Annotated in this window: 22 protein-coding genes and 1 tRNA gene; 2 read left to right on the top strand and 21 right to left on the bottom strand. The window is 71.8% G+C overall.

Features of this window, described 5'->3' with window-relative positions:
* Nucleotides 1-14 precede the first annotated feature (14 nt).
* The 16 genes from AC0680_RS01310 to AC0680_RS01235 form a co-directional block, all read right to left on the bottom strand.
* Entirely contained in the window at nt 15-1,397 is a 1,383-nt protein-coding gene (locus AC0680_RS01310) for an aspartate aminotransferase family protein (RefSeq protein WP_478623885.1), read from the bottom strand.
* Nucleotides 1,394-3,274 carry a 1-deoxy-D-xylulose-5-phosphate synthase gene (dxs, locus tag AC0680_RS01305; protein WP_478623882.1) on the bottom strand — a complete coding sequence of 627 codons (1,881 nt, stop codon included), beginning with the start codon at nt 3,272-3,274 and terminating at the stop codon, nt 1,394-1,396. Before dxs ends, AC0680_RS01310 begins: the two co-directional genes overlap by 4 nt.
* Before the next feature lie 78 nt (nt 3,275-3,352).
* Entirely contained in the window at nt 3,353-4,378 is a 1,026-nt protein-coding gene (hpnH, locus tag AC0680_RS01300; RefSeq protein WP_478623880.1) for an adenosyl-hopene transferase HpnH, read from the bottom strand.
* A gap of 5 nt (nt 4,379-4,383) precedes the next feature.
* The gene (locus AC0680_RS01295) at nt 4,384-5,049 is read right to left on the bottom strand and encodes a phosphorylase family protein (RefSeq protein WP_478623877.1); all 666 of its coding nucleotides are present in this window, start codon (nt 5,047-5,049) and stop codon (nt 4,384-4,386) included.
* Nucleotides 5,049-7,061 carry a squalene--hopene cyclase gene (gene shc, locus AC0680_RS01290; RefSeq protein ID WP_478623875.1) on the bottom strand — a complete coding sequence of 671 codons (2,013 nt, stop codon included), beginning with the start codon at nt 7,059-7,061 and terminating at the stop codon, nt 5,049-5,051. Before shc ends, AC0680_RS01295 begins: the two co-directional genes overlap by 1 nt.
* 107 nt (nt 7,062-7,168) lie before the next feature.
* Nucleotides 7,169-8,233 (bottom strand): polyprenyl synthetase family protein, encoded by a 1,065-nt coding sequence (locus tag AC0680_RS01285; protein ID WP_384429674.1) that lies wholly within the window; start codon nt 8,231-8,233, stop codon nt 7,169-7,171.
* A 53-nt stretch (nt 8,234-8,286) separates the two neighbouring features.
* A complete protein-coding gene (gene hpnE / locus AC0680_RS01280) occupies nt 8,287-9,696 on the bottom strand; it encodes a hydroxysqualene dehydroxylase HpnE (protein ID WP_478623870.1) in 1,410 nt (469 codons plus the stop codon).
* Between the two features lie 100 nt (nt 9,697-9,796).
* Nucleotides 9,797-10,750, bottom strand: a complete 954-nt coding sequence (gene hpnD / locus AC0680_RS01275; RefSeq protein WP_478623867.1) for a presqualene diphosphate synthase HpnD — start codon at nt 10,748-10,750, stop codon at nt 9,797-9,799.
* Nucleotides 10,747-11,613: a squalene synthase HpnC gene (gene hpnC, locus AC0680_RS01270; RefSeq protein ID WP_478624461.1), complete on the bottom strand. Its 867-nt coding sequence runs from the start codon at nt 11,611-11,613 to the stop codon at nt 10,747-10,749. Before hpnC ends, hpnD begins: the two co-directional genes overlap by 4 nt.
* A 449-nt stretch (nt 11,614-12,062) precedes the next feature.
* Nucleotides 12,063-12,866 (bottom strand): ABC transporter ATP-binding protein, encoded by an 804-nt coding sequence (locus AC0680_RS01265; protein WP_478623864.1) that lies wholly within the window; start codon nt 12,864-12,866, stop codon nt 12,063-12,065.
* Entirely contained in the window at nt 12,859-13,788 is a 930-nt protein-coding gene (locus AC0680_RS01260) for an ABC transporter permease (RefSeq protein ID WP_478623861.1), read from the bottom strand. Before AC0680_RS01260 ends, AC0680_RS01265 begins: the two co-directional genes overlap by 8 nt.
* A gap of 77 nt (nt 13,789-13,865) precedes the next feature.
* The gene (locus AC0680_RS01255; protein ID WP_468975338.1) at nt 13,866-14,738 is read right to left on the bottom strand and encodes a glycosyltransferase family 2 protein; all 873 of its coding nucleotides are present in this window, start codon (nt 14,736-14,738) and stop codon (nt 13,866-13,868) included.
* A gap of 14 nt (nt 14,739-14,752) precedes the next feature.
* On the bottom strand, nt 14,753-15,532 hold the full coding sequence (locus AC0680_RS01250; protein WP_478623858.1) for a CDP-alcohol phosphatidyltransferase family protein: 780 nt from the start codon (nt 15,530-15,532) through the stop codon (nt 14,753-14,755).
* Entirely contained in the window at nt 15,510-16,571 is a 1,062-nt protein-coding gene (locus tag AC0680_RS01245; protein ID WP_430976240.1) for an iron-containing alcohol dehydrogenase family protein, read from the bottom strand. Before AC0680_RS01245 ends, AC0680_RS01250 begins: the two co-directional genes overlap by 23 nt.
* The gene (locus AC0680_RS01240; RefSeq protein WP_384492486.1) at nt 16,559-17,296 is read right to left on the bottom strand and encodes a phosphocholine cytidylyltransferase family protein; all 738 of its coding nucleotides are present in this window, start codon (nt 17,294-17,296) and stop codon (nt 16,559-16,561) included. The genes AC0680_RS01245 and AC0680_RS01240 overlap by 13 nt, the downstream gene beginning before the upstream one ends.
* Nucleotides 17,293-19,098, bottom strand: coding sequence for a DUF5941 domain-containing protein (locus tag AC0680_RS01235; protein ID WP_478624459.1), 1,806 nt, complete (start codon nt 19,096-19,098; stop codon nt 17,293-17,295). Before AC0680_RS01235 ends, AC0680_RS01240 begins: the two co-directional genes overlap by 4 nt.
* A 560-nt stretch (nt 19,099-19,658) precedes the next feature.
* Between AC0680_RS01235 and idi the strand changes: the two genes are divergently transcribed.
* Nucleotides 19,659-20,270 (top strand): isopentenyl-diphosphate Delta-isomerase, encoded by a 612-nt coding sequence (idi, locus tag AC0680_RS01230; protein ID WP_478623851.1) that lies wholly within the window; start codon nt 19,659-19,661, stop codon nt 20,268-20,270.
* Here the strand turns inward: idi and AC0680_RS01225 are convergent.
* The 3 genes from AC0680_RS01225 to AC0680_RS01215 form a co-directional block, all read right to left on the bottom strand.
* Nucleotides 20,245-20,736: an ATP-binding protein gene (locus AC0680_RS01225; protein WP_478624458.1), complete on the bottom strand. Its 492-nt coding sequence runs from the start codon at nt 20,734-20,736 to the stop codon at nt 20,245-20,247. The two genes, idi and AC0680_RS01225, sit on opposite strands and share 26 nt — an antisense overlap.
* Nucleotides 20,737-20,993: 257 nt before the next feature.
* Nucleotides 20,994-21,067, bottom strand: a tRNA-Met gene (locus tag AC0680_RS01220).
* Between the two features lie 83 nt (nt 21,068-21,150).
* The gene (locus AC0680_RS01215) at nt 21,151-22,809 is read right to left on the bottom strand and encodes an ABC-F family ATP-binding cassette domain-containing protein (RefSeq protein WP_478623849.1); all 1,659 of its coding nucleotides are present in this window, start codon (nt 22,807-22,809) and stop codon (nt 21,151-21,153) included.
* Nucleotides 22,810-22,863: 54 nt separating this feature from the next.
* Here AC0680_RS01215 and AC0680_RS01210 point away from each other — a divergent pair, with 54 nt between their 5' ends.
* A complete protein-coding gene (locus tag AC0680_RS01210; RefSeq protein WP_478623846.1) occupies nt 22,864-23,634 on the top strand; it encodes an enoyl-CoA hydratase/isomerase family protein in 771 nt (256 codons plus the stop codon).
* A 46-nt stretch (nt 23,635-23,680) separates the two neighbouring features.
* Here AC0680_RS01210 and AC0680_RS01205 read toward each other — a convergent pair whose 3' ends face one another.
* Nucleotides 23,681-24,334, bottom strand: a complete 654-nt coding sequence (locus AC0680_RS01205) for a DJ-1/PfpI family protein (RefSeq protein ID WP_478623843.1) — start codon at nt 24,332-24,334, stop codon at nt 23,681-23,683.
* Nucleotides 24,335-24,385: 51 nt separating this feature from the next.
* Nucleotides 24,386-25,357: a GlxA family transcriptional regulator gene (locus AC0680_RS01200; RefSeq protein ID WP_478623840.1), complete on the bottom strand. Its 972-nt coding sequence runs from the start codon at nt 25,355-25,357 to the stop codon at nt 24,386-24,388.
* Nucleotides 25,358-25,389: the final 32 nt, after the last annotated feature.

The following is a 25,389-nucleotide window of genomic DNA, read 5'->3' as shown; positions in this document are numbered from 1 at the left end:
CCCCACCAGCGTCGTCAGCGGTGGGCGACCGCCTGTTTGACCAGCGTCCGCCCGAAGTCCCACAGCAGGCCGCCGCCACCATGGGCGTCGTCCATCACGGCCGTGAACGCCTCGACGAAGCGGTCCACTTCCGGCTCTTGGATGATCAGCGGCGGGATCAGCTTAATGACCTCCAGATGGTCGCCGGAGACCTGGGTCAGGATGCGGTGCCGCTGCAGCAGCGGGACCACCACCATCTGCGCGAACAGGCCCTTGCGGGCCGCCTGCAGCATCGTCCAGCGGCTCCGCAGGCCCAGCGAGCTGGGGCGGCCGAACTCGATGCCGATCATCAGGCCGCGGCCGCGCACGTCGTGCAGCAGCTCGTACCTGCCGACCAGTGCGGCGAGCCGGGAGCGCAGCAGCTCGCCGGTGTGCCGGGCGTGGGCGACGAGCTGCTCGTCCTCCAGCACCGTGAGCACCGCCAGACCCGCCGCCATCGCCTGGGCGTTGGAGCCGAAGCTGGCGGAGTGCACCAGCACCCGGTCCATGGACGAGTAGACCTTCTTGAAGATCCAGTCCTTGCCGAGGGTCGCGCCGACGGGGACATAGCCGCCGGAGAGCGCCTTGGCCACGCACACCAGGTCCGGTTCGACGCCGTCCTCGTGCTGGTAGGCGAAGAAGTCGCCGGTGCGGCCGAGGCCGGTCTGCACCTCGTCGGCGATCAGCAGCGCCTTGTGCCGGTGCAGCAACTCCTGTGCGGCGCGCAGGAAACCGGGCGGGGCGGGGTGGACGCCCTTGCCCTGGACGGGCTCGACGACGAACCCGGCCACGTCGCCGCGCTCGAGCTCGCGTTCCAGCGCGGCCAGATCGCCCATCTCGACGGCCGTGTCCGGCAGCAGCGGGGCGAAGCCGTCGCGGAAGCCGTCCTCGCCGTTGACGGAGAGCGCGCCGGTGGTCAGACCGTGGAAGGCATGGGTGCAGTACAGGACGCGCGGTCTGCCGGTGGCGCAGCGGGCGAACTTCAGGGCGGTCTCGACGGCTTCGGTGCCGCTGTTGCCGAAGAAGACCCGGTCCAGGTGAGGCGCGTGGGCCAGCAGCTTCTCGGCGAGCAGTCCGGGCAACGGCGCGCAGTCGAAGCGGGTGAGGTCGGGGAGCTCGGCGTCCAGGACGTCGTGCAGCGCCTGCCGGACGACGGGATGGTGCCGGCCCAGGCCCATCACCCCGAAGCCCGCCAGCATGTCGAGGTAGTCCTGGCCGTCGGCGTCCCAGAAGTACGCGCCCTCCGCCCGCTCGTAGACCTTGTCGAAGCCGATGGTGCGCAGCATCCGCGGGAGCTGGTGGTTGAGGTGGCGGGTGTGCAGGTCGTAGCGCTCGGCGCCGCGCTCGGCGAGCAGCCGGGTCAGGTCGAAACCGGTCACGGGGTGCTCTCCTTACGGGCCAGCGCGGCGCTGATCCGGCCGGCGATCTCGGCCGGGGTGAGGCCGAGGTCGGCCAGCAGCTCCCCGCGCCGGGCGTGCGGCAGGAACTGCTCGGGCAGGCCGAAGGTGCGCAGCGGCACATCGACGTCCGCGTCCCGCAGTGCCTGGCCGACGGCCCAGCCGACACCGCCGTTGCGGCTGTTGTCCTCGACGACCGCGACCATCGCGTGCCGCGCGGCGAGCCGGGGGATGGCGTCGTCGACCGGCTTGACCCAGCGCGGGTCGACGACGGTCGCGTCCACGCCGCGCGCGGCGAGGAGTTCGGCCACCCGCAGGCAGACCGGGGCCATCACGCCGACCGCGACCAGCAGCACGTCCGGATGCGGCGTGCGGTACAGGACATCGAGGCCGCCGATCCGGTCCACGGCCGGGATCGGGTCGTCCACCGACTCCTTGGGGAAGCGGATGACGGTCGGTGCGTCGTCCACCTCCAGCGATTCGCGCAGCTGCGCGCGGAGCTGGTCGGCGTCGCGCGGCGCGGCGATCCGCAGGCCCGGTACGACGCCCAGCACCGACAGGTCCCACATGCCGTTGTGCGAGGCGCCGTCGGTGCCGGTGACACCGGCCCGGTCCAGGACGAAGGTGACCCCGCACTTGTGCAGGGCGACGTCCATCAGGACCTGGTCGAAGGCGCGGTTGAGGAAGGTGGCGTACACCGCGACGACCGGATGCAGTCCGCCGGTGGCCAGCCCGGCGGCCGAGACCGCGGCGTGCTGTTCGGCGATCCCCACGTCCCACACCCGGTCCGGGAACGCCTCGGCGAACTTGCCCAGGCCCACCGGCTGCAGCATCGCCGCCGTGATGGCCACCACGTCCTCGCGCTCGGCGCCGATGCGGACCATTTCGTCGGCGAAGACGGACGTCCAGGAGGGCGCGCCGGGCGGGGCGACCGGCGCACACGTCAGCGGGTCCATCATGCCGACGGTGTGGAAGTGGTCCGCCTCGTCCTCCAGGGCCGGCTGATAGCCGCGGCCCTTCTCGGTGAGGCAGTGCACCAGCACCGGCCCGTGGAAGCCGGCCGCACGGCGCAGCGCGGACTCGACGGCCGCGATGTCATGTCCGTCGATCGGTCCGATGTACTTCAGGCCCAGGTCCTCGAACATGCCCTGGGGCGCGAAGGCGTCCTTGAAGCCCTTCTTGGCGCCGTGCAGGGACTCGTAGAGCGGCTGCCCGACGACCGGGGTGCGCTGGAGGACGTCCTTCCCCCAGGCCAGGACCTTCTCGTAGCCGTCGGTGGTGCGCAGGGTGGCGAGGTGGTCGGCCAGGCCGCCGATGGTCGGCGCGTAGGAGCGCTCGTTGTCGTTGACGACGATGATCAGCGGGCGGTCCTTGGCGACGGCGATGTTGTTGAGCGCCTCCCAGGCCATTCCGCCGGTCAGCGCGCCGTCACCGATGACGGCGACGACGTGGTCGTCCTTGCCGCGCACCTGGTTGGCCTTCGCCAGGCCGTCGGCCCAGCCCAGGACGGTGGAGGCGTGCGAGTTCTCGATCACGTCGTGGTCGGACTCGGCGCGCGAGGGGTAGCCGGACAGCCCGCCCTTGGCCCGCAGCTTGGAGAAGTCCTGACGGCCGGTGAGCAGTTTGTGGACGTACGACTGGTGTCCGGTGTCCCACAGGATGCGGTCGGCGGGCGAGTCGAAGACCCGGTGCAGGGCGATGGTCAGCTCGACCACGCCCAGGTTGGGGCCCAGATGACCGCCGGTGCGGGCGACGGCGTGCACGAGGAAGTGCCGGATCTCCTCGGCGAGTTCGGGCAGGCGCCCCTCGGGGAGCGCCTTGAGGTCACGCGGTGCGCGGATGTGTTCCAGCATCGTCACAGTGGGTCCCCCTCTGCTCGTTCGACTGACCGTGGTGGCGGGGGAGCTCCCAGGACGTGGGCTCCCCCGCCCATGGAGTCATCCGCGGTTCCCCGCGACGGTCTCCTTGGCCGCCCGGAGGGACTCCTTGAGGGAGCCCATGGTGGCCAGGACGGCCGTCGGCTCGTATCCGCAGTGCGCCATGCAGTTGGCACAGCGCGGGTCCTTGCCGCGGCCGTACTTGTCCCAGTCGGTCTCCTCGATGAGCTCCCGGTACGTCGGGACGTAGCCGTCGCTCATCAGGTAGCACGGGCGCTGCCAGCCGAACAGCGAGTAGTTGGGGATCGCCCAGGCCGTGCACGGGAAGTCCGCCTTGCCCTCCAGGAAGTCCAGGAAGAGCGGGCTGTGGTTGAGCCGCCAGCGGCGCCGGTTTCCGCCGGCGAAGGCCTTCCGGAACAGCTCCCGGGTCTGCTCGACGCCCAGGAAGTGCTCCTGGTCGGGGGCCTTTTCATAGGCGTAGGCGGGCGACAGCATCATTTCGTCGACCTGCAGGTCGTCATTGAGGAAGTTGAGGACCTCGATGATGGTCTGCGGGGTGTCGGTGTTGAAGAAGGTGGAATTGGTGGTGACCCGGAAGCCGCACCGCTTGGCTTCCTTGATCGCCGCCACCGCCTCGTCGAATACGCCTTCCTTCGCCACGGATTCGTCGTGGCGCTCACGCATTCCGTCGATGTGCACCGCGAACGCGAAATAGGGCGAGGGAGTGAACTGGTCCATCTTCTTGCGCAGCAGCATCGCGTTGGTGCACAGGAAGACGTACTTCCGACGGGCCACCAACTGCCGCACGATCTCGTCGATCTGCGGGTGCATCAACGGCTCGCCACCGGCGATCGAGACCATCGGGGCACCGGACTCCAGTACCGCGCCCACCGCCTGTGCCACCGGCATCCGCTGCTTGAGCACCCCCGCGGGGTGCTGGATCTTCCCGCAGCCCTCGCATTTGAGGTTGCACGCGAAGAGCGGTTCGAGCTCGACGATGAGCGGGAACTTCTCGCGCCGGCGAATCAACTTCTGTTCAAAGAGATAGGTCCCGACCCGGATGGACTGACGGAGCGGCATGGCCATCTGGCTCACCTCCAGGGGAGCAGCAAAGAACGGTGCCATTCATGGAAGACAGGAAGTACGGAGCGCAGCACCCGGAATGCCGATATTCCACCGCGCACGGTGCCGATGCGTACGAGTTCATGTTCTGGAGCGTCCACGACCACCCGGACGGCCGCAACCGGACGGCTGCCGGCCCGCTGTGCCGTGCGGAGCGTGGCGGCGGATTCCATGTCCACCGCGAGCGCGCCGGAGGCGTGCAGCGCGGCCCGCTCCGCGCCGCGCACGACATGGTCGGAGCCGCACAGCAGTCCGCTGTGCACGGTCAGGCCGCGCTGCCGCAGCGCGCGCAGCAGCGGGCCGTTGTCGCGGCAGGGCAGGTCCGGCGCGCCGGGCCGGTGGTCGCGGGTGGCCTCGGCGACGACCACGTCCCCCGGGCGCATCCCGGGGGCGAGGCCGGCGCAGAAGCCGCTGGCGACGACGGGGGAACGCGCCGTCGCCCGGTCCTCAGCCAGCGCTCGGGCGACGGCGCGTTCGGCCGCCTGGGGGCCCATGCCCGTACGGAGTAACACCAGCCGCGGCGGTTCCTGCCCCGCCGGCCGGCCCCCTCCCCCGCGCAGCGCGAACCTCTCGATGCCGAGCGCACAGGCGACCAGCAGCGGCGGGTCCGCGTCCGCGGGGGGCCGTCCGGGCATCAGGCCTCCACCGCGGCCGGTCCCCCGTGGAGATAGCGGCCCAGGGCCGTCAAAGGGAAGACCTGGCGGTAGAGGTGGTAGTTGATGGAGAAGTCCCAGGGGAAGCCGGTACCGGTGAAGTACGGCTCGTCCCAGGAGCCGTCCTCGCGCTGGGTCGCGGTCAGCCAGCGCACGCCGCGCCGGACCGCCTCGCTCTCCCGTTCGCCGGCCGCGAGCAGCGCCATCAGCGCCCAGGCGGTCTGCGAGGCGGTCGAGGCGCCGCGCCCGGCCCACCGCTCCTTGTCCCGATAGGACCGCTGGTCCTCGCCCCAGCCTCCGTCGTCGTTCTGCACCCGCTCCAGCCAGCGCACAGCGCGCCGGACCGCCGGGTGCGCGGCGGGGATGCCGGCCGCGGCGAGCGCGGGGAGCACCGAGCCGGTGCCGTAGACGTAGTTGGTGCCCCAGCGGCCGAACCAGGCGCCGCTGGGCTCCTGCTCGGCCAGCAGCCAGGCGATCCCGCGGCGGGTGCGCGGGTCGTGCGTACGGCCGACGTCGGCGAGCATCTCCACCACATGGGCGGTGACATCGGCCGACGGCGGGTCGATGACCTCGCCGAAGTCGCAGAACGGCAGGCGGTCCGGCAGCGGGCTGGTGTTGTCGACGTCGAACGCGCCCCAACCCCCGTTCCTGGACTGCATGCCGAGGTTCCACCGCACCGCGCGGCGCACCGCGTCCTCGACCCGATGCGGGTCGGGGTGGTCGATACGGCGCAGCGCGAGCACCACCTCGGCGGTGTCGTCGATGTCCGGGTAGTTGTCGTTCTCGAACTCGAACGCCCAGCCGCCGGACGGGAGTTGGGGCCGCCGCACGCTCCAGTCACCGGGCCGGTCGATCTGCTCGTCGAGCATCCAGTCGGCGGCCTTGACCAACTGCGGGTGGTCGGCGGGCAGTCCGGCGTCGGCCAGCGCGATGGCGGCCAGACAGGTGTCCCAGACCGGGGACTGACAGGCCTCGATCATCCGTACGCCGTCCTCGCGCCATACCGCGAACCGGTCCAGTGACTCCAGGCCGGTGCGCAGCACGGGGTGGTCGAGGTCGTAGCCGAGGAGGTGCAGGGCGATGACGGAGTAGACGGCCGGGGGCTGGATGCCGCCCCAGCAGCCGTCGTTCTCCTGCCGTTCGATGATCCAGCGGGCGGCGGAGCGCATCGCGGCGCCGCGCAGCTTGCGCAGGGCGACCTTGTGGTACAGGTGCAGCGCCTTGTCCAGGCGCTGGAAGACGCCGTCCCAGCTGGTGGCGAGGGCGAGCGGCCGGGGCGGGTTGGGGTCGCGGGGATTGGTGTGCAGCTCGTCGAGGGCGAACGGCGCCGGGCGGACGGGGCGCTTGGCCGAGACGATGGTCAGCGGCACGATGGTCTGCCGCGCCCAGCACCCGAAGTCGTAGATGTTGAGCGGGAACCACTTGGGGAAGTAGAGGAGTTCCGGCGGGAGTTGGGGCAGGTCCTCCCACTTCCACCAGCCGAAGAGCGCCAGCCAGATACGGGTGAAGACCCGGGCGGCCGCGACGCCGCCCCGCGCGCGGATCCAGGCCGAGGCCCTGGCCATGTGGGGCGCGTCGGGTTCGTCCCCGGCGAGCCGGAGGGCGACATAGGCCTCGATGGTGGTGGAGAGCTCGCCGGGCCCGCCGTAGAACGTGGCCCAGGCCCCGTCCTCGCCCTGCTCACCGCGGATGTAGCGGCCCGAGGCCTCGGTGAGCTTCGGGTCCTGGATGCCCAGGAACTGGCGGAGCATCAGGTCCTCGGCGTCCATCGTGACGTTGGTCTGGAGGTCGCCCTTCCACCATCCGGCGGGGTCCTGGACGGACAGCAGATAGTCGGTGGCGCGTGCGGTCGCGCGCCGGGCCGCCTCCGCCGTGTCCTGGAGTACGGCGGTATCCGTGTGGTGGGTCGATTCGGTTGTCTCAGCGGTGGTGTCGCTGGCCGAGGGGCCCCGGGGCGGCAGCGCCCCGGTGCTTCCGTCGGTCGTCGCTGTCATGGCTTCCCCTTCGGCAGTGAACTGTCAAAGCGTGCTCAGGGATTCCGTCGGCCGGCGCCCGGCTGGCGCCGGCCGGCGACTGCGATCTATTCGGTGTCGGTGCGTGATCATCTCTCTCGTACAACGACGAAGTCCGCGAGTGCGACGAGCTGTGCGCGCACCTTTTCCGGCATCTCGATCTCGTCCAGCGCGGCGATCGCGGTGGCGTGCTGGCGGCGGGCCTCCTGGGAGGTCCACTCGCGGCCGCCGGCCTCCTCGATGAGGGCCGCGCGGGAGGCGAACTCCTCCTCGGTGAAGTCGGCGATCTCGGTCTCGCTCTTCTGGGCGTCGGCCGCCAGGATCTGGGCCAGCCGCTCGGAGGCCGGGCCGCCGGCCGCGAGCGCGGCGACGACCGGCAGCGACTTCTTGCGCTGGCGCAGATCGCTCCAGGGCCGCTTGCCGGTGGCGTCCGGGTCGCCCCAGATGCCGAGCACGTCGTCGACGGCCTGGAAGGCGAGGCCGAGGTGGTAGCCGTACTTCTCCAGGGTGTCCGCGGTGCGGTCGTCGGCGCCGCCGAGGACCGCACCGATGGAGACGGCGCAGGCCAGCAGCGCACCGGTCTTGTTGCCCTCCATCTCCAGGCACTCCTCGACGGTGACCCGCTCGCGGTGCTCGTAGGAGATGTCCTGCGCCTGGCCGTCGATCAGCTTGCGGGTGGCCAGGGTGAGCCGCCGGGTGGCGCGGCCGGCGTCGACCGTGCCGAGCTCCAGCAGTATTTCGTTGGCGAGGGCGAACAGCGCGTCGCCGACGAGGATCGCCTGAGCGGGGCCGTGCACCTTCCACACCGTGTCGCGGTGCCGGCGCTGCTCGTCGCCGTCCATGAGGTCGTCGTGCAGCAGCGAGAAGTTGTGCACCAGCTCGACGGCGACCGCACCGGGGATGCCGACCTCGGGGGCCGCGCCCGCGGCCTCGGCCGACAGCAGGGCCAGCGCGGGCCGCACCGCCTTGCCGCTGTCCCCGGAACTGGGCTTGCCCTCGGCGTCGATCCAGCCGAAGTGGTAGGCGGCGACGGTGTCCATGGGAGGAGCGAGCCGGTCCACGGCGGCACGCAGCACGGGAGTGGCGAGCGTCCGTCCGCGCTCCAGCAGCGCGGTGACGCTCTCGGTGTCGATAGCTGGGGAAGCCGGATTCACGGTTTCTCCTCTGTTTCCGATGCTCGTGCTCGTGGGAGCGCTGGTACTCGTGGTCATGCCGCCTCCTGAGGCAACTGGCCCTGGGGGAAGCCAAGTTCGGTGAGTGCTTCGCGGGCGGCGGCGGTGCCGCTGCGGACAGCGCTTTCCATGGTCGCGGGCCACCCGGTGGCGGTCCACGCACCGGCCAGGTACAGGCCGGGGGCTTGGGTGCGGGCGGCGGGGCGGAGCCTGCCGACGCCCGGCGCGGGCGCGAAGGTCGCGGTGCGCTCGCGGGTGACGAAGAAGTCGCGGATCCTGGCGCCCCGGGCGGCGGGCAGCAGCCGCTCCAGTTCGGGCAGGTAGCGGGCGCGGAGCTTGGCGACCGGCTGGTCGATCTCCTCCTGCGCCGCGGACTGCGAGACGGCCAGGTACTGGCAGCCGGCCCCGTCCGGAAGCTCGTGCAGCCCGGAGGCCTCGGTACGGTCGAAGACCCACTGGACCGGGGAGCCGACCGCGGCGAAGAAGGGGCGGCGCAGCACCTTGCGGTCGTAGACCACATGGAGGTTGAGGATCGGAGCGGTGCCGATGTCCAGCAGGCGGTCCCTGCCGGGCAACGCTCCGTCGGGCAGCAGGGCATGGGTCTCGCGCTGCGGTACGGCGAGGACGACGGTGCCGGCGGTGAGCTGCTCGCTGCCGTGCGGGCCGTTGTCCACCGAGACCCGCCAGCCGTCGTCCGTACGCGCCAGGGCCCCGGCGCGGGTGCGCAGGGCGATGCGCACCCCGGCCTTCTCCAGGGCCTTGCGGGCGAGGCCGTCGTGGACGTCGCCGAGCGGGACGCGGGACCAGCCGATGTCGGCGGCGCCCGGGGCGGACAGCAGCCCGGTCTTGAAGACCTTGGCGGCCAGGCCCATCGAGACGTCGGCGGCACGGGCGTTGAGGGTGGCGATGCCGACCAGGTCCCACAGCGCCTCGACGGCGCGCGGCGACTGGCCGTACCGGCGCAGCCAGCTGCCGAAGTCGACGCCGTCCAGCGCCGGGTCGGCGGGGTCGAGGCCCTTGAGCGCGAGGGTGGCGCGGACGACGCCGGCACGCTCCGCCGGGGACAGGTGCGAGTAGCCCGCGAGGCTCTTGGCGAGGTGCAGCGGGACGGGCAGGGCGGTGCGGCGCAGCCGGCCGAGCCGCATCCGGTCGGCGTCCAGGACCGGTACGTCCATGCGGTCCTGCAGGGGCACCAGATCCGCGGCACCGATCCGCTCCAGCAGCCCGCTGTACGCGGTGCAGCAGCGGAGGTAGACGTGCTGGCCGTTGTCGACGCTCAGCTCGCCGGCGGCGCCGTCGCGGCGGAAGGAGAAGACCAGGCCGCCCAGGCGGGGCCGGCCCTCGACGAGGGTGACCCGCAGCCCCGCGTCGGCCAGCGCGAGCGCCGCGGTCGTGCCCGCGAGGCCGCCCCCGATGACGACCGCGGCGGTGGCGTGCGATGTCATGTGCCCTCCCCCCATACGTGTGTGATGGACGCAGCCGTCTCGGAGAGGGTTGCCCGCCCCGCTGGCGCGGGGTCACCGCTGTCGTTCGCGGCCCGGCACATCATCCACGCCTCCGGACGGCCTGCCGGCGGCCGATCGCCCGCGCGTCGAGCCCGGACAGCCCGCGCACCGCGACGAAGGCCTTCTCCCGGCCGGGCAGCGAGACCCGGCCGCGCAGCACCGCCTCGGGGTCGGCGGCGATCCGGGTGAGCAGACGGTGGTAGATGCCGGCCATCGCGGCCACGCAGGCGCCGCTGCGCCGGTCGAGCATCGGCAGCAGCCGGAAGCCCTCGGCGAACAGCGCGCGGGCCCGCTTCACCTCGAAGTGCACCAGGCCGGCGAAGTCGGAGCCGGGCGGCGGGACCGGACTCGCGAAGCCGGCCGAGCAGCCGAACTTGGCGAGGTCCTCGGCGGGCAGGTACGTACGGCCGTTGCCGGCGTCCTCGCGAACGTCCCTGAGGATGTTGGTCAGTTGGAGGGCGAGGCCGAGGGTGTCGGCGTACTCGGGGGCGCGCTCGGCGTCCGGTGCGCCCGGCACCGTGCCGAACACGCCGAGCGAGAGCCGGCCGATGGCACCGGCGACACAGCGGCAGTAGACCCTGAGGTCCTCCCAGGTCTCGTAGGTCTCGCCGCGCACATCGGCCAGCACACCGTCGATCAGCTCGTCCAGCGCGTCGAGCGGGATGGGGAAGCGCGCGGCGGCGTCGGCGAGCGCGACGGCGACCGGGTCGGTGTCGTCCTCGTCCACCAGGCCGTTCTTGATGCGGGCCAGCAGCGCCCGGGTGTCCTCCAGGCGTTGCTGCTTGGCGGTGGTCTCCAGATTGCCGTCGCCGATGTCGTCGACCCGGCGGGAGAAGGCGTAGAGCGCCGACATGGCCTGCCGCCTGTCGGTCGGCAGCAGCCGGATGCCGTAGGCGAAGTTGCGCGCCTGCTGCCCGGTGACGGCCTCGCAGTAGCGGTACGCAGCGAGCACCGGCGCGGACGCGTGTGCGGTTGCCTCCACGGTCCGGCTCACCCCTCTCTTCGCAGTACGGCCGCCAGCTCGCGCATCAGGCTGAGCTTGGTCGGCTTGGGCGGTCCAGGGAGTACGTCGTGTTCGGCGGCCGCCACCGCCTGGAGGGCGGCGCGTCCGCCGGCGACGAAACCGGCCAGCAGCAGCTTGAGTCTGCCGTGGACGCTACCCACCAGCGCGGTGCCTTCATTCAGCAGGTCACGGGCGCGTTCGGCTTCATAGGCGATCAGTGCGCGCACCGATGCGCCCCCGCTCGGGGTGGCCAGATCGGCCTCTGTGACGCCGAAACGTTTCATGTCCTCGGCGGGGAGGTAGACGCGGTCGCGCCCAAGGTCCTCGGCCACGTCCTGGATGTGTTCGACGATCTGCAGGGCGGTGCAGACCGCGTCGGAGCGGCGGATCCGCTCGGGGCTCGACGTGCCGGTGATGCCGAGGACGAGCCGGCCGACGGGGTTGGCGGACAGCTCGCAGTAGGCCACCAGGTCGTCGTAGGTGGCGTAGCGGCTCACCCGCTGGTCCTGGCGGTTGGCCTCGATCAGGCCGAGGAAGGGCTCCGGGGTCAGCTCGCAGCGGCGGACGGTCGGGCCGAGGCGGCGCATCAGCGGGTGCTTGGGGCCGGGTGCGCGGTCGCTGAAGACGCGGTGCAGATCCGCCTCCAGGGCGTCCAGCAGCGCGGGCCGGTCGTCGTACTGGGCACGGTCGAGCCCGAGGAGTACGGCGTCGCCGCCGCCGGGCGCGAGGTCACCGTCGCCGATGTCGTCGACGAGCCGGGCGAAGCCGTAGACGGCCATCAGGTCGGCCCGCCAGACGCGGGGCAGGAAGAACGGCGCGACCGGGAAGTTCTCGTGTGCGGCCTGGTCGAGCACGGTGCGCGTCTGGTCCCGCCCGTCACCCGTCGCCACCCTTCCGACGAAGGCGCGACGCGCCCGCTCGTTGTCTCGGCTCACCGGGGGCTGCCCGGCGCATTTCGGTGCCGGAGCGAACCAGTAGCCATTGCCGTCACGTCTCCCGTTCTACACCGCCAAGCTAAAACATCCTATTTCGGACACGCCGCACCCGGCGACGCGCCCCCATCGAGCCCCCATCACCCTTTTGGGTGCGCTTCGCCCGACTTGTACCACTTATGCCATTCGGTACCCGTACAGCTTACGCCGTGCCTCTCGTGCAGGTCCGGGCGGGTACCGAGGCTCCGGGCGGCGATCCGGTCCACGGCCGGTCCGTACGAACTGTTCCCGGCACCGGCGGAGTTGGCCGCCGCCAACCGTCGAAGGCCCCCGCGAGGCGGACTCGCGGAGGCCTTCCGGTGCGAGTGGGGCTACTTGCCCGTCTCCTTCTCGTAGGCCTTGATGACCTCGTCCGTGGGGCCGTCCATCAGCAGCTCGCCGCGCTCCAGCCACAGGACGCGGTCGCAGGTGTCGCGGATGGACTTGTTGTTGTGGCTGACCAGGAAGACCGTGCCGGCTTCCTTGCGCAGTTCGCGGATGCGGGCCTCGGACCGCTTTTGGAAGCTGCGGTCGCCGGTGGCCAGGGCCTCGTCGATCATCAGCACGTCGTGGTCCTTGGCGGCGGCGATGGAGAACCGCAGCCGGGCGGCCATACCGGAGGAGTAGGTGCGCATCGGCAGGGAGATGAAGTCGCCCTTCTCGTTGATGCCGGAGAAGTCGACGATGCCGTCGTAGCGCTCGCGGATCTGCTCGCGGGACATGCCCATCGCCAGACCGCCGAGGATGACGTTCCGCTCACCGGTCAGGTCGTTCATCAGGGCCGCGTTGACGCCCAGCAGCGAGGGCTGGCCGTGGGTGTAGACCCGGCCGCGCTCGGCGGGCAGCAGACCGGCGACCGCCTTGAGCAGGGTGGACTTGCCGGATCCGTTGGAGCCGATCAGGCCGATGGACTCGCCGCGGTAGGCGGTGAAGGACACGCCCTTGACCGCGTGCACCTCGCGCACACCGGTCGAGGGCTTGCGGCGCACGATCCGGTTCAGGGCCGCGGTGGCGCTGCCCTTGCCCGCGCCGGTGCCGTAGACCCGGTAGACGATGTGCAGATCGTCCGCGATCACCGTCGGGACACGGGCCTCGGCGGCCTCGGTCGGCTGGACGCCGTTCTTCTGCTCAGCCACGTCCGTACCGCTCCTCAGCCTTCCAGAAGTACACAAAGCCGACGACGCCCATCAGCAGCGCCCAGCCGCCCGCGAACGCCCACACGTGCGGGGGCAGCTTGTCCGCCGTGAAGCTGTCGATCAGCGCGAAACGCATCAGGTCGATGTAGATGGCCGCCGGGTTGGCGTTGAGCAGGACCTCGACGAACGCGGGGACGTCCTTGCCCTTGAGGATCAGGTCGATGCTGAACATCACGCCGGACGCGTACATCCACGTCCGCATGATGAACGGCATCAGCTGCGCCAGGTCCGGGGTCTTCGAGCCCAGCCGCGCCATGACCATGGCCAGGCCGGTGTTGAAGAGGAACTGCAGCGCCAGCGCCGGGATCACCAGCAGCCACGACCAGGTCGGCAGCTGCCCGAAGCCCAGCAGGATGAGGACCAGCACGCCCATGGAGAACAGCAGCTGCTGCAACTGCATCAGGCAGAACGAGATCGGCAGGCAGGCGCGCGGGAAGTGCAGCGCCCGCACCAGCCCCAGGTTGCCCGAGATCGCCCGCGTACCGGCCATCACCGAGCTCTGGGTGAAGGTGAAGATGAAGACGCCGGTGACCAGGAACGGCACGAAGTCGGGGACGCCCTTCCTCGTGCCGATCAGCAGGCCGAAGATCAAGTAGTAGACGAGCGCGTTCAGCAGTGGCGTGGCCACCTGCCAGACCTGGCCCAGCTTGGCCTGGCTGTACTGCGCGGTCAGCTTGGCGCTGGCGAAGGCGGAGATGAAGTGCCGCCGGTGCCACAGCTGCCGGACGTACTCCGGGAGGCTGGGCCGGGCACCGCTCTGGGAGAGCCCGTACTTCTGGGCCCGCTGGGCAGGGGTCAGCCCTTCGTCGGAAGCTGGCGGGGCACTCATGGCGACCGCACTGTCGTGCGTGGTCTCGCTCACAGTTGACACTTTCGTCCTCAAGGTGCGCTGCCGGGGCCACGCCCCGGTTCGCGCTGATGCTCTCAGATACGAGCTTGTCAGATGACGGGAGGGCGGCCCAGTCGGGTCAGTCGCCAAACGGTAGCCCACTTCATGGGACGCCTGGGACCGCACGGGGTGGCCCAGCCCTCCTTGAAGCCGCCCAGCCACGCCCGCAGCGCCGGTCGCGACGGCCGGCGGGCGAGGGTGAGCAGGAACCAGACACCGAGATAGACCGGAACCAGCGGGGCGGGGAGGTTGCGCCGGGCCAGCCAGACCCGGTTGCGGGCCACCATCCGGTGGTAGACCGCGTGCCGGGCCGGGGCCGTGGTCGGGTGGAACAGGACCATGTCCGACCGGTAGTCGATCATCCAGCCCGCGTCCAGCGCCCGCCAGGCGAGGTCGGTCTCCTCATGGGCGTAGAAGAAGTCGTCGGGCAGCCCGCCGACCTCCTCGAAGACCTGGGTGCGCACCGCGTTGGCGCCACCGAGGAAGGTGGTCACCCGCGAGGAGCGCATCGGGTCGGAGGCGCGCAGCCGCGGTACGTGGCGGCGCTGGGTCTCACCGGTGTCCGGATCGGCGATCCGGAAGCTGATGATGCCGAGCCCGGGGTCCGCGGCGAACGCCTCGCGGCACAGCGCGGCGGTGTCCTCCCTGGCCAGCAGCCCGTCGTCGTCGAGGAAGAGCAGGATGTCGACCTCGCTGCCGCCGGGCCCGAAGGCCTCGATGCCGACGTTGCGGCCGGCCGGGATGCCGACGTTCTCCGGCAGCTCGACGGTCCGTACGCCCTCGGGGAGCTCGGGCAGCGGCGAACCGTTGCCGACCACCGCGATCTCGATCGGGTCGCCGTCCTGCTTGGCGACCGAGTCGAGCAGCGCGCGCAGCTCCTCGGGGCGGTTGCCCATGGTCAGGACGACCGCACCGACCCGCATCTGGGACGCCCCCGTCACTTGAGCCTGCTGGAGGCGAGGATGGACACGAGGTGGAGCAGCGTCTGGAGGAGCGCGATGCCGGCGAGCACGGCGACGCCCAGCCGCGAGAAGAACAGGTCGCCCCGCACCGTGTCCAGGATCGCCAGGACCAGGATCAGCAGGGACGCCTCGACCCCGAGGACGAGCCGGTGGAACTTCAGCGCCGCGGCCGCCTTGCGGGCCAGCGCCATGCCGGAGGAGCGCGGCTCGGACGCCGACTCCTTGACCGGCGGCAGCCCGCCCTGGTGACGGGCCACGCCGACGAGGTCGGTCTCGGCCTTGATCAGGATGGCGCCGAGGGCGGCGAGCGTGCCGAGGAAGGCCCACAGCCAGTCGATCCGCCCGGATCCCCACAGGTCGGCGGCGCGCAGGCCGAAGCCGACCAGGACCGCGGCGTCGCACAGGTAGGCGCCGACCCGGTCCAGGTACACCCCGCCGAGCGAGAACTGCTTCTTCCAGCGGGCGATCTCGCCGTCGACGCAGTCGAGCAGCAGGTAGAGCTGGACCATCAGCACGCCGAGCACGGCGCCCGCGATCCCCGGCACCAGCAGTGCCGGGGCGGCGAGGACGCCGAAGACGGTCATCAGGTAGGTCAGCTGGTTGGGCGTGACCCGGGTGTTCACCAGGTGCCGGTCGATGCGCAAGGAGATCTCGCGCATGTAGAGCCGGCCGGCCCAGTGCTCGCCGCTCCGCCGGTCCTTCACCCCAGCGGGGTGAACGACCGGGCGGAGCTCAGCTACCGATGGCTTCTGCATAGTCGGCGTAAGCGTCCCTGATCTGGTCGGTGGACAGGTCCAGGTGCTCCAGGATGGTGTAGCGCCCGGGGCGGGTCTTGGGTGCGTACTCGACGGCCGCGACGAACTCCTCGTCGGTGAAACCGATCTCGCCGGGCGTGACCGGCAGGCCGTGCCGGCGCAGCACCTCGACCATCAGGTCCCGGGTCTCCCGGTCCCCGCGCAGATGCGTGGCGAAGGCGGCGGCCAGGCCGCACTGCTCGCCATGGCTCGCGGCGCGCTTGGGGTAGAGGATGTCGAGCGCGTGGTTGATCTCGTGGCAGGCGCCGGACGCCGGGCGGCTGTCGCCGGCCACCGACATCGAGATGCCGGTGAGGACCAGGCCCTCGGCCAGCACCTGGAGGAAGCCGTCGTCGCCGACGCCGCCGGGGTGCCGGAGCACCGCCTCGCCGGCCTGGCGCGCCATGGCGGCGGCCAGTCCGTCGATCGCCTCGCCGGTCTCGCGGTGCGAGAGCTCCCAGTCCGCGACCGCGGAGATGTTGGAGATCGCGTCGCCGATGCCCGAGCGGACGAACCGGACCGGGGCCTCACGGATGATGTCGAGGTCGATCACCACGGCGATCGGGTTCGGCACACCGTAGGAGCCACGGCCGGCGTCGTTGTCGAGGGTGGCGACCGGCGAGCACAGGCCGTCGTGCGACAGGTTCGTCGCGACGGCGACCAGCGGCAGGCCGATCCGCGCCGCGGCGAACTTGGCACAGTCGATGATCTTGCCGCCGCCGAGGCCCACGACCGCGTCGTAGTGCCCCTTCTTCATGGCGTCGGCGAGCTTGATCGCGTCGTCCAGGGTGCCGCCGCCGACCTCGTACCACTCGGCGCCGGGCAGGGCGGGCGACAGCCGCTCACGCAGCCGCGCCCCCGAGCCGCCGCTGATGGCGATGGCGAGCTTGCCGGACGCCGAGATGCGCTGATCGGCCAGCAGGCCCGCCAGGTCGTCCAGGGCGCCGGCGTTGATGTCGACGACGACCGGGGACGGAATGAGGCGGGTCAGTACTGGCATGCGATGTCACGGCCCTTCGCCAGGTCGTCGTGGTTGTCGATCTCGACCCACTTGACGTCGCCGATGGGAGCCACGTCCACCTTGAAGCCGCGGTTGACCAGCTCCTGGTAGCCGTCCTCGTAGTAGAGGTCGGGGTCCCGCTCGAAGGTGGTCTTCAGGGCGTCGGCCAGCTCCTCGGCGGCCTCGCCCTCGATGAGGGTGACGCCGATGTACTCGCCGGTCGCCTCGGCCGGGTCCATCAGCTTGGTGATCTTCTGGACGCCCTTGTCGGGGTCCACGACGACCTTCATCTCCTCGTCGGCGAGCTGCTTGACGGTGTCCAGCGCGAGGATGATCTTCTGGCCGTTGCCGCGGGCGGCGAGCAGGGTCTTCTCGACGGAGACCGGGTGCACGGTGTCGCCGTTGGCGAGGATCACGGTGTGCTTGATCGAGTCACGGCCGCACCACAGGGAGTAGGCGTTGTTCCACTCCTCGGCCTTGTCGTTGTCGATCAGGGTGATCTTGAGGCCGTACTTCTGCTCCAGGGCCTCCTTGCGCTCGTACACGGCCTCCTTGCGGTAGCCGACGATGATCGCGACCTCGGTCAGGCCGATCTCGGCGAAGTTGCCGAGGGTCAGGTCCAGGATGGTGGTGTCACCGTCGACCGGCACCAGAGCCTTGGGCAGGGTGTCGGTGTAGGGACGCAGACGCCGTCCGGCGCCGGCAGCCAGCACGAGGCCGATCATGCGGGTTCTCCTTCATCGTGTACGGCGGGTGCTTGGGAGGACACCCAGAAGCGGATGCTCTCGATGAGCACCAGCAGCGCCAGGGCACCAGCGAGGGCCGTCAGCGCGATTGTGAAACCTGAGGGGGACAGCGCGGCGGCGAGGACGGTGATCACGAGGATCCGTCCCTCGGAACCGCCGGTCGCCCGGACCAGCCACCGTGGTGGGGCTCCGGTGCCACCGCGGATGCGGTAGACCGTGTCGTAGTGATGGTAGGCGACCGCCGCAACCAGCCCGAACGCCGCGGGCAGCGCTCCGGGGTCGTCCGAGCGGGCGGCCAGGACCAGGATCGCGGTGTATTCACCGGCCCGGAAGAAGGGCGGGACGAGCCAGTCGAGGGCGCCCTTGAGCGGGCGGGCCACGGCCGCGCCGGCCAGCAGCGCGGAGCAGGCGGCGACGCCGACGGTGAGCCAGGACGCGGGGTCGTCCTCGAAGATCACCCAGACCAGCAGGACCGCGGCCGAGAGAAACGCCATAACGGGGGCCAGGTAGGAACCGGCCCGTCCGCGGCCCCGCGCGCCCCCGGCGACCAGCTCGGCGAGCGGGCCGGAGTCGGCGAGGTCGGCCAGCGCCCGGGCGGCGCGGTCGGTGCGCCGGGCCCGCCGGGTCAGGGAGCGCAGCACCCGGCCGGCCGTGGTGTAGCACGCGGCCAGCGCGCAGCCGACGAGCAGGGCGTAGAAGACGATGCGCGGGGTGGTGAGCGCGGTGAGCACCGCGATCATGGCCCAGCGTTCACCGATCGGCAGCACGATCATCCGGCGCACCCACACCGTCCAGCCGACGCTGTCGAGCTTGTCGGAGAGCGCGGCGGTGGGGCTCGTGTTGGCGGTGGCGTCGTGGTTCGCCTCGTTGAAGGAGAAGTCCACGACGTGGCGGCAGGTCTGCAGCACCATCGCGCCGAGCGCCAGCGCCCATACGTCGTCGCCGCCGCGGGCGGCGCCCAGGGCGAGGCCCGCGTAGTACGCGTACTCCTTGGCCCGGTCGAAGGTGGCGTCCAGCCAGGCGCCCATCGTCGAGTACTGCAGGGAGTAACGGGCGAGCTGCCCGTCGGTGCAGTCCAGGACGAAGGAGAAGAGCAGCAGGACGCCGGCGGCGACGAAGCCGCCGCGGGTTCCGGTGGCCGCGCAGCCGGCCGCTATCAGCGCGGTGAGCAGGGACGCGGTGGTGACCTGGTTGGGGGTGAGGCCGCGGCGCGCGCACCAGCGGGCGAGGTAGCGGGAGTAGGGGCTGATGCCGAAGGTCGTGAAGAACCCGTCGCGGGACTTCACCGCGGTGCGCAGCCGGACGGCCTCGTCGTCGACGGCGGCGACGGCCTCCCGCGCCTCCTCGCGCTGTGCGGGGGTGAGGGCGACGGTGGCGACCAGGCTGCCCAGCTCCACGCGGTGCAGCCCGGCGTCCTCACGGTCCAGGGACTCGGTGAGCGTCTCGGTGAGCACGTCGGTGAGGTGTGCGGTGCCGGCGCCGACCGGGATCCGGCCGAGGGCGCGGGCCAGCGCGGGGCGGGCCCCGGGCTGGGCGGTGAGCGCACCGGGCACCGCCGCGGCCTGGAAGCGGGGGTCGGTCAGCGCCAGCCGAAGGGCGTGCAGATGGCCGACGAAGCGGGGGTCGACGACCGCGATCCGCTCCTGCGCGGGCACGGCGGCGATCAGCTCGGCGGCGGACGCGGGATCGTCCGCGGTGCGAACGTCAAAGCCCAGCGTGCGCAGGTCGGCTTCGAGCGGCGACCCGGCAACCGGCGGACCGGTGAGGATGGCGGTCGACAGACGAACTCACTCCTTGGATGCTGACAGGCAGCACGGACGGTCCGCAATCGATCCGCATTCGATACGAACTACCCGGGCAGCGGGCGTGGCACACCTGACGCCTGGAGGGGCCGGGTGGCACGTCGGCAGAGGTTATCGGATCGCCGGATGCGGCCGTTCACCGCGCATTCACCGCACGATCGAGTGACCGACGGCTGCGCCTGCCGCGATCATCATGGTGGATCGGGTGGCGCATGAACAACTGGTCAGCTGCCCGGGCATCCGATCCGGTGCCGGTTATGAGCGGGCTGGTCACGGGGCGGGCGGCTTGTGCCGGGGCAGGTGTGGCCAGGGCCATGCCGGATCCGGGGATGATCGCCGGACACCCCCGGCCGCCATCGGGCCGGCCACATCCACCCTTGTCAGGGACACTGCGGGCGGCCCCAGGGGTGTGGCACCTCTCACGACGGGCGCACTCCGCGAACGGCGCGCGGGCGGTGTTGCGCCGCGCACCCGCTGTGCCGGTGTTGCGGACCCGGCTAGGGCAGACTTGACGTCGAAGACCGACGACAAGGATGGGCATGCCGATCACACCTGCCAACGGACAGACCACCGCAGACGCGGCGGTGAGCACACAGGGCGGCACCGCCGAACCGATCTTGCTGGAGCTGGTCGACGAGGACGGCACGACGATCGGCACCGCGGAGAAGCTCGCGGCGCACCAGCCTCCCGGGCAGCTGCACCGCGCGTTCTCGGTCTTCCTCTTCGACGAGAAGGGCCGGCTGCTGCTGCAGCGCCGGGCGCTCGGCAAGTACCACTCCCCCGGTGTGTGGTCCAACACCTGCTGCGGACATCCGTATCCGGGCGAGGCGCCGTTCGTGGCCGCGGCCCGCCGGACCTCGGAGGAGCTGGGCCTGGCGCCCGCGCTGCTGGCCGAGGCCGGCACGGTGCGTTACAACCACCCGGACCCGGCGTCCGGCCTCGTGGAGCAGGAGTACAACCACCTGTTCGTGGGGCTGGTGCGGGCCGAGCCGGCGCCGGACCCCGAGGAGGTCGGCGAGATCGCGTTCGTGACGCCGCAGGAGCTGGCCGAGCGGCATGCCGCGGTGCCGTTCTCCTCGTGGTTCATGACCGTGCTGGACGCGGCCCGCCCGGCGGTGCGCGAGCTCACCGGACAGTCGGCGGGCTGGTAGCGAGCGGGGTGAGCGGAAGCTCGGCCCAGATGGCCTTGCCGCCGTTCACCGTGTGCTCGACGTCGCACTTGCCGCCCACCTCCGCGGTGAGCATCTTGACCAGCCACAGGCCGCGGCCGCCGACATCACCCTCTTCCGCCTCCAGGGCCTTGGGGCGGTAGGGGTGGTTGTCCTCGACCGCGACCCGCAGCCAGTTCGCGCCGATGGTGACCTGCACGGCGATCTGGGGCGAGAGCAGGGCGGCGTGCTGGACGGCGTTGGTGACCAGCTCGGAGACGATGAGCAGCAGGCCGTCCATGATGTCGGCGGCCACGGGCACACGCTGTTCGTCGAGCAGATCCCGCACCGCGTGCCGCGCCTGCGGCACGGAGGCCTCCAGTGCCGGGGCGGTGAACCGCCAGACACCTTCGTACGCGAGCGGGGAGGTCAGCTCTTCGGGGGGTTCTGCAGGGGGTCCGGAAGGCATCCTCACAGGAAGAGTGTTGAGAATGCGTTGGTCCGGACCGGCCTGCTGAACACAAGTCAGCATCTATCGACGCCTTATGGCCGATTCCGAGTGATTTGATCGCCCCGGCGACCGGTCCTGGTCCGTTTGTTCCTTCTCCGGGGACTCCCCCGGAATGGCGACCGTACGATCCTCGCCATCAGGACCGCCCCAGCCGCGGACCCCGAACAGCACAGCAGGCCCGGCGCCTGAGCACCGGACCTGCTGTACCTCTTCAGTAGCGGGGACAGGATTTGAACCTGCGACCTCTGGGTTATGAGCCCAGCGAGCTACCGAGCTGCTCCACCCCGCGTCGGTTGCCCCCACACTACGGGTCGCCGGCCCCAGGACCAAATCGATAATCACGACGGGGGTCCGGGGCCGGCCCCGGACCCCTCACACGGTCCGCTCGGCGATCCGTCCGCCGTCGACCTCGATCCGCCGTGTGGTGTGCACCGCCTCCAGCATCCGGCGGTCGTGGGTGACCAGCAGCAGGGTGCCGGGGTACGAGGCGAGCGCGGACTCCAGCTGCTCGATGGCCGGCAGGTCGAGATGGTTGGTCGGCTCGTCCAGGACGAGGAGGTTGACCCCGCGGCCCTGGAGGAGTGCCAGCGCGGCACGGGTCCGCTCCCCCGGTGACAGCGTGCGCGCCGGACGCAGCACATGCGCCGCCTTCAGGCCGAACTTCGCGAGCAGGGTGCGCACATCGGCGGGCGGCATGTCGGGGACGGAGGCCCGGAAGGCGTCCATCAGCGGCTCGTCGCCGAGGCCGCCTTCGCCGAAGAGCGCCCCGCGCGCCTGGTCGACCTCGCCGACCACCACCCCGGGGCCGAGCGACGCCTGCCCGGCGTCCAGCGGGAGCCGGCCGAGGAGGGCGGCGAGCAGGGTGGACTTGCCGGAGCCGTTGGGGCCCGTGATCGCGACCCGGTCCGCCCAGTCGACCTGCAGGTCCACCGGGCCGAAGTGGAAGTCGCCGCGTCGGACGCCGGCGCCGCGGAGCGTGGCCACGACCGCGCCGGCCCGGGGCGCGGCGGCGATCTCCATCCGCAGCTCCCACTCCTTGCGCGGCTCCTCGACGACCTCCAGCCGCTCGATCAGGCGCTGGGTCTGCTTGGCCTTGGCGGCCTGCTTCTCGGTGGCCTCCACCCGGGCCTTGCGGCCGATCTTGTCGTTGTCGGGGGCCTTGCGGCGGGCGTTCTTGACGCCCTTCTCCATCCAGTTGCGCTGGGTGTGCGCACGGGTCTCCAGGGCGGCCCTGGTGTCGGCGTACTCCTCGTACTGCTCCCGCGCATGGCGCCGGGCCCGCGCGCGCTCCTCCAGATAGGAGGTGTAGCCGCCGCCGTAGGAGTTGACCTGCTGCTGGGCGAGGTCGAGCTCGACGACGCGGTTGACCGTACGGGTCAGGAACTCGCGGTCGTGGCTGACCAGGACCGTGCCGGACCGCAGCCCGGTGACGAATGATTCCAGCCGTTGCAGGCCGTCCAGGTCGAGGTCGTTGGTCGGTTCGTCCAGCAGGAAGACGTCGTAACGGGACAGCAGGAGGGAGGCGAGCGAGGCGCGGGCGGCCTGGCCTCCGGAGAGCGTGGTCATCGGCTGGTCGAGGCCGACCGAGAGGCCGAGCTGGGCGGCGGTCTCCTCGGCGCGTTCGTCGAGGTCGGCGGCGCCCAGCGCGAGCCAGCGCTCCAGCGCCGTCGCGTAGGCGTCGTCCGCGCCGGGCCGCTCCTCCACCAGCGCCTGGGTGGCGTCGTCCAGGGCGAGCTGGGCCTGGGCGACGCCCGTACGGCGGGCGAGGAAGGCCCGCACGGTCTCCCCGGGGCGGCGGTCGGGCTCCTGCGGGAGGTGGCCGACGGTGGCGGTGGGCGGGCTGAGGGAGAGCGCGCCCTCCTCGGGGGTGTCCAGGCCCGCCAGGAGGCGCAGCAGGGTGGACTTGCCCGCACCGTTGGCGCCGACGAGGCCGATCACGTCGCCGGGGGCGACGACCAGATCGAGGCCGGAGAACAGGACGCGCTCGCCGTGGCCGGCGGCGAGGTCTTTGGCGACGAGAGTTGCTGACATCAGGCCGCCGATCGTATCCGGCCGCACCCTCGACGGTCGCTCTAATATCCGGGCATGGAACCGGGTCTGAAGACACACGTCAGCGACGGCACAGCGACCGTCACCATCAGCAACACGGGCAAGCGCAACGCGATGACCGTCCAGATGTGGCGGGACCTGCCCCCGCTGCTGGAGCGGCTGGCGGGGGACGGTTCCGTGCGGTCTCTGGTGCTGACCGGCGAGGGCGGGACGTTCTGCGCGGGTGCGGACATCGGGGCGCTGCGGGATGCCGCCGGTGAGTCGCAGGGCCTGGCGGTGGCGGCCGAGGAGGCGCTGGCGGCCTTCCCCGGGCCGACGGTGGCGGCGGTACGCGGCTACTGCGTGGGCGGCGGCGCCCAGCTCGCGGCCGCCTGCGATCTGCGGTTCGCGGAGGAGGGGGCGCTCTTCGGGGTGACGCCGGCCAAGCTGGCGGTGGTCTACCCGGCGTCCGCCACCCGGCGGCTGGTCCGGCTGGTGGGGCTGTCCACCGCCAAGTACCTGCTGTTCTCCGGCGAGTTGATCGACTGTGCGCGGGCGCTGCGTACGGGCCTGGTGGACGAGGTGCTGCCCGAGGGCGAACTGGACAAGCGGGTGGCCGAGTTCTCGGCCGTACTGGCGAGCCGGTCGCTGCTGACGCAGACCGCCGCGAAGGAGTTCGCCAACGGGACCTGGGACGTACCGCCGGACGAGGCCGACGAGCGCAGCGCCTTCTGGACGGCGCAGGCGCGCGCCAGCGGCGACACCGAGGAGGGTGCCGCCGCCTTCCTGGAGCGCCGGGCGCCGCGCTTCACCTGGCCGGCGGGCTGACGTCCCGGGCCCTGGGATCCGTCCGACGGGCCGGGGCGGACAGCCCCTACGCGCCCACGTCCTCCCCGGTCAGGACGAACCGGCTGAGCCCCCGCAGGAGTGCGGTGACCTCGGCCGGCGCCTTGTCCGGTGCGCCCGCGTCGTAGGGCGGCTGCGGGTCGTACTCGATGCCGAGCTGGATCGCCTGGGCCGCGGTGTCCCCGGCGATCCGGCCCGCCAGGGCCAGCCCCATGTCGATGCCGGACGAGACGCCGGCCGCCGTGACGTACTTGCCGTCGAAGACCACCCGCTCCCCGGTCGGCTCGGCGCCCAGGGCCGGCAGCTGGTCCAGCGCGAGCCAGTGGGAGGTCGCCCGGCGGCCCTTGAGCAGGCCCGCGGCCCCGAGGATCAGCGAACCGGTGCAGACCGAGGTGGTCCAGGTGGTGCCGGCGTCCACGGCGCGGATCCAGTCGAGCACGGGGCCGTCGTCCATGTGCGCGAGCTGTCCCGGGCCGCCGGGGACGACCAGGATGTCCGGGGCGGTGACCTCGCTCAGCGCGGCGTCGGCGACCAGCCCCAGCGAGCCGACCTCGTTGCGGTAGGTGCCGGTGCGCTCGCCGACGAACACCGTCTCCGCCCCCGGGAGCCGGCTGAGCGTCTCGTAGGGGCCGACGGCGTCCAGGGTGGTGAAGCGGTCGTAGAGGAGGATAGCGATCTGCATGTCGGTTCCTGTCGGTCGTGGTGAGGGAAGGGTTGTCGCGGGGGCGGTGGCTCAGGCCGGTTGCGGGGCCGCCCCGGCCGGTCTGAAGCGGCGCCGGTATTCGGCCGGGGAGGCGCCCAGGACCCGCAGGAAGGCGCGGCGCATCGCCTCCGGGGTGCCGTAGCCGCAGCGGCGCGAGACCTGCTCGATGCCGTCGGCGGTGTCCTCCAGGCAGCGGCGGGCGGCCTCCAGCCGCACCCGGTCGACATAGCGGCCCGGCGTCATGCCGACCTCGTCGCGGAACGCCCGGGCGAAGTGCCGCGGGGAGAGCCCGGCGCGGTCCGCGAGGGCGTCGACGGAGAGGTCCGCGGCCGGGTTCTCGGTGATCCACAGCTGGACGTCGCGCAGCGGCCGCCGCTGTGCGGTCTGGGCCGCGAGCTGGGCGCTGAACTGGTTCTGGTTGCCTGGCCGCCGCAGGAAGACCACCAGATGCCGGGCGATGGCCAGCGCCAGGTCCCGGCCGTGGTCCTCCTCCACCAGGGCCAGCGCGAGGTCGATACCGGCCGTCACGCCCGCGGAGGTGGCCAGGTCGCCGTCCCGTACGTAGATCGGCTCGGGCTCGACCCGTACCGCGGGGAACCGCTCGGCCAGGGTCTCGCAGAGCATCCAGTGGGTCGTCGCGCGGCGGCCGTCCAGCAGTCCGGCCTCGGCCAGCAGCAGCGCCCCGCTGCATACCGAGACCTTGCGCCGGGCGCGATGGGCGTGGTCCCGCAGCCAGTCCACCAGGCGGGGGTCCGGTACCCGGGTGCCCTCGCCGCCCGGCACCAGCAGGGTGTCCGGCGCCCCGGCGGCGGACAGCGCGAGGTCGGGTACGAGGGTCAGGCCGCTGGTGGTGCGGACCGGGGCGCCGTCGAGGGAGGCGGTACGGATCCGGTAGGCGCCCGGGACTCCCAGGGCCGCACCGTGGAAGACCTCGACCGGTCCGGTGACGTCGAGGGCCTGCACGCCGTCGAAGAGGACGACCAGCACGTCGCGCTGTTCCATACGTCCATCCTGGTCAGCGAGGCCGATGGCGG

Source organism: Streptomyces sp. NPDC043738, assembly GCF_056436545.1.
Note: the sequence above shows the minus strand (reverse complement) of the source record. Positions and strands in the feature narration are given on the sequence as shown.

What these genes read in the sequence shown, in the direction of transcription:
- hpnH (WP_478623880.1), bottom strand. Translation starts at nt 4,378, where the DNA reads ATGGCCATGCCGCTCCGTCAGTCCATCCGGGTCGGGACCTATCTCTTT.
- AC0680_RS01295 (WP_478623877.1), bottom strand. Translation starts at nt 5,049, where the DNA reads ATGCCCGGACGGCCCCCCGCGGACGCGGACCCGCCGCTGCTGGTCGCC.
- shc (WP_478623875.1), bottom strand. Translation starts at nt 7,061, where the DNA reads ATGACAGCGACGACCGACGGAAGCACCGGGGCGCTGCCGCCCCGGGGC.
- hpnE (WP_478623870.1), bottom strand. Translation starts at nt 9,696, where the DNA reads ATGACATCGCACGCCACCGCCGCGGTCGTCATCGGGGGCGGCCTCGCG.
- AC0680_RS01255 (WP_468975338.1), bottom strand. Translation starts at nt 14,738, where the DNA reads ATGCGGGTCGGTGCGGTCGTCCTGACCATGGGCAACCGCCCCGAGGAG.
- AC0680_RS01250 (WP_478623858.1), bottom strand. Translation starts at nt 15,532, where the DNA reads ATGCAGAAGCCATCGGTAGCTGAGCTCCGCCCGGTCGTTCACCCCGCT.
- AC0680_RS01245 (WP_430976240.1), bottom strand. Translation starts at nt 16,571, where the DNA reads ATGCCAGTACTGACCCGCCTCATTCCGTCCCCGGTCGTCGTCGACATC.
- AC0680_RS01240 (WP_384492486.1), bottom strand. Translation starts at nt 17,296, where the DNA reads ATGATCGGCCTCGTGCTGGCTGCCGGCGCCGGACGGCGTCTGCGTCCC.
- idi (WP_478623851.1), top strand. Translation starts at nt 19,659, where the DNA reads ATGCCGATCACACCTGCCAACGGACAGACCACCGCAGACGCGGCGGTG.
- AC0680_RS01225 (WP_478624458.1), bottom strand. Translation starts at nt 20,736, where the DNA reads ATGCCTTCCGGACCCCCTGCAGAACCCCCCGAAGAGCTGACCTCCCCG.
- AC0680_RS01215 (WP_478623849.1), bottom strand. Translation starts at nt 22,809, where the DNA reads ATGTCAGCAACTCTCGTCGCCAAAGACCTCGCCGCCGGCCACGGCGAG.
- AC0680_RS01210 (WP_478623846.1), top strand. Translation starts at nt 22,864, where the DNA reads ATGGAACCGGGTCTGAAGACACACGTCAGCGACGGCACAGCGACCGTC.
- AC0680_RS01205 (WP_478623843.1), bottom strand. Translation starts at nt 24,334, where the DNA reads ATGCAGATCGCTATCCTCCTCTACGACCGCTTCACCACCCTGGACGCC.
- AC0680_RS01200 (WP_478623840.1), bottom strand. Translation starts at nt 25,357, where the DNA reads ATGGAACAGCGCGACGTGCTGGTCGTCCTCTTCGACGGCGTGCAGGCC.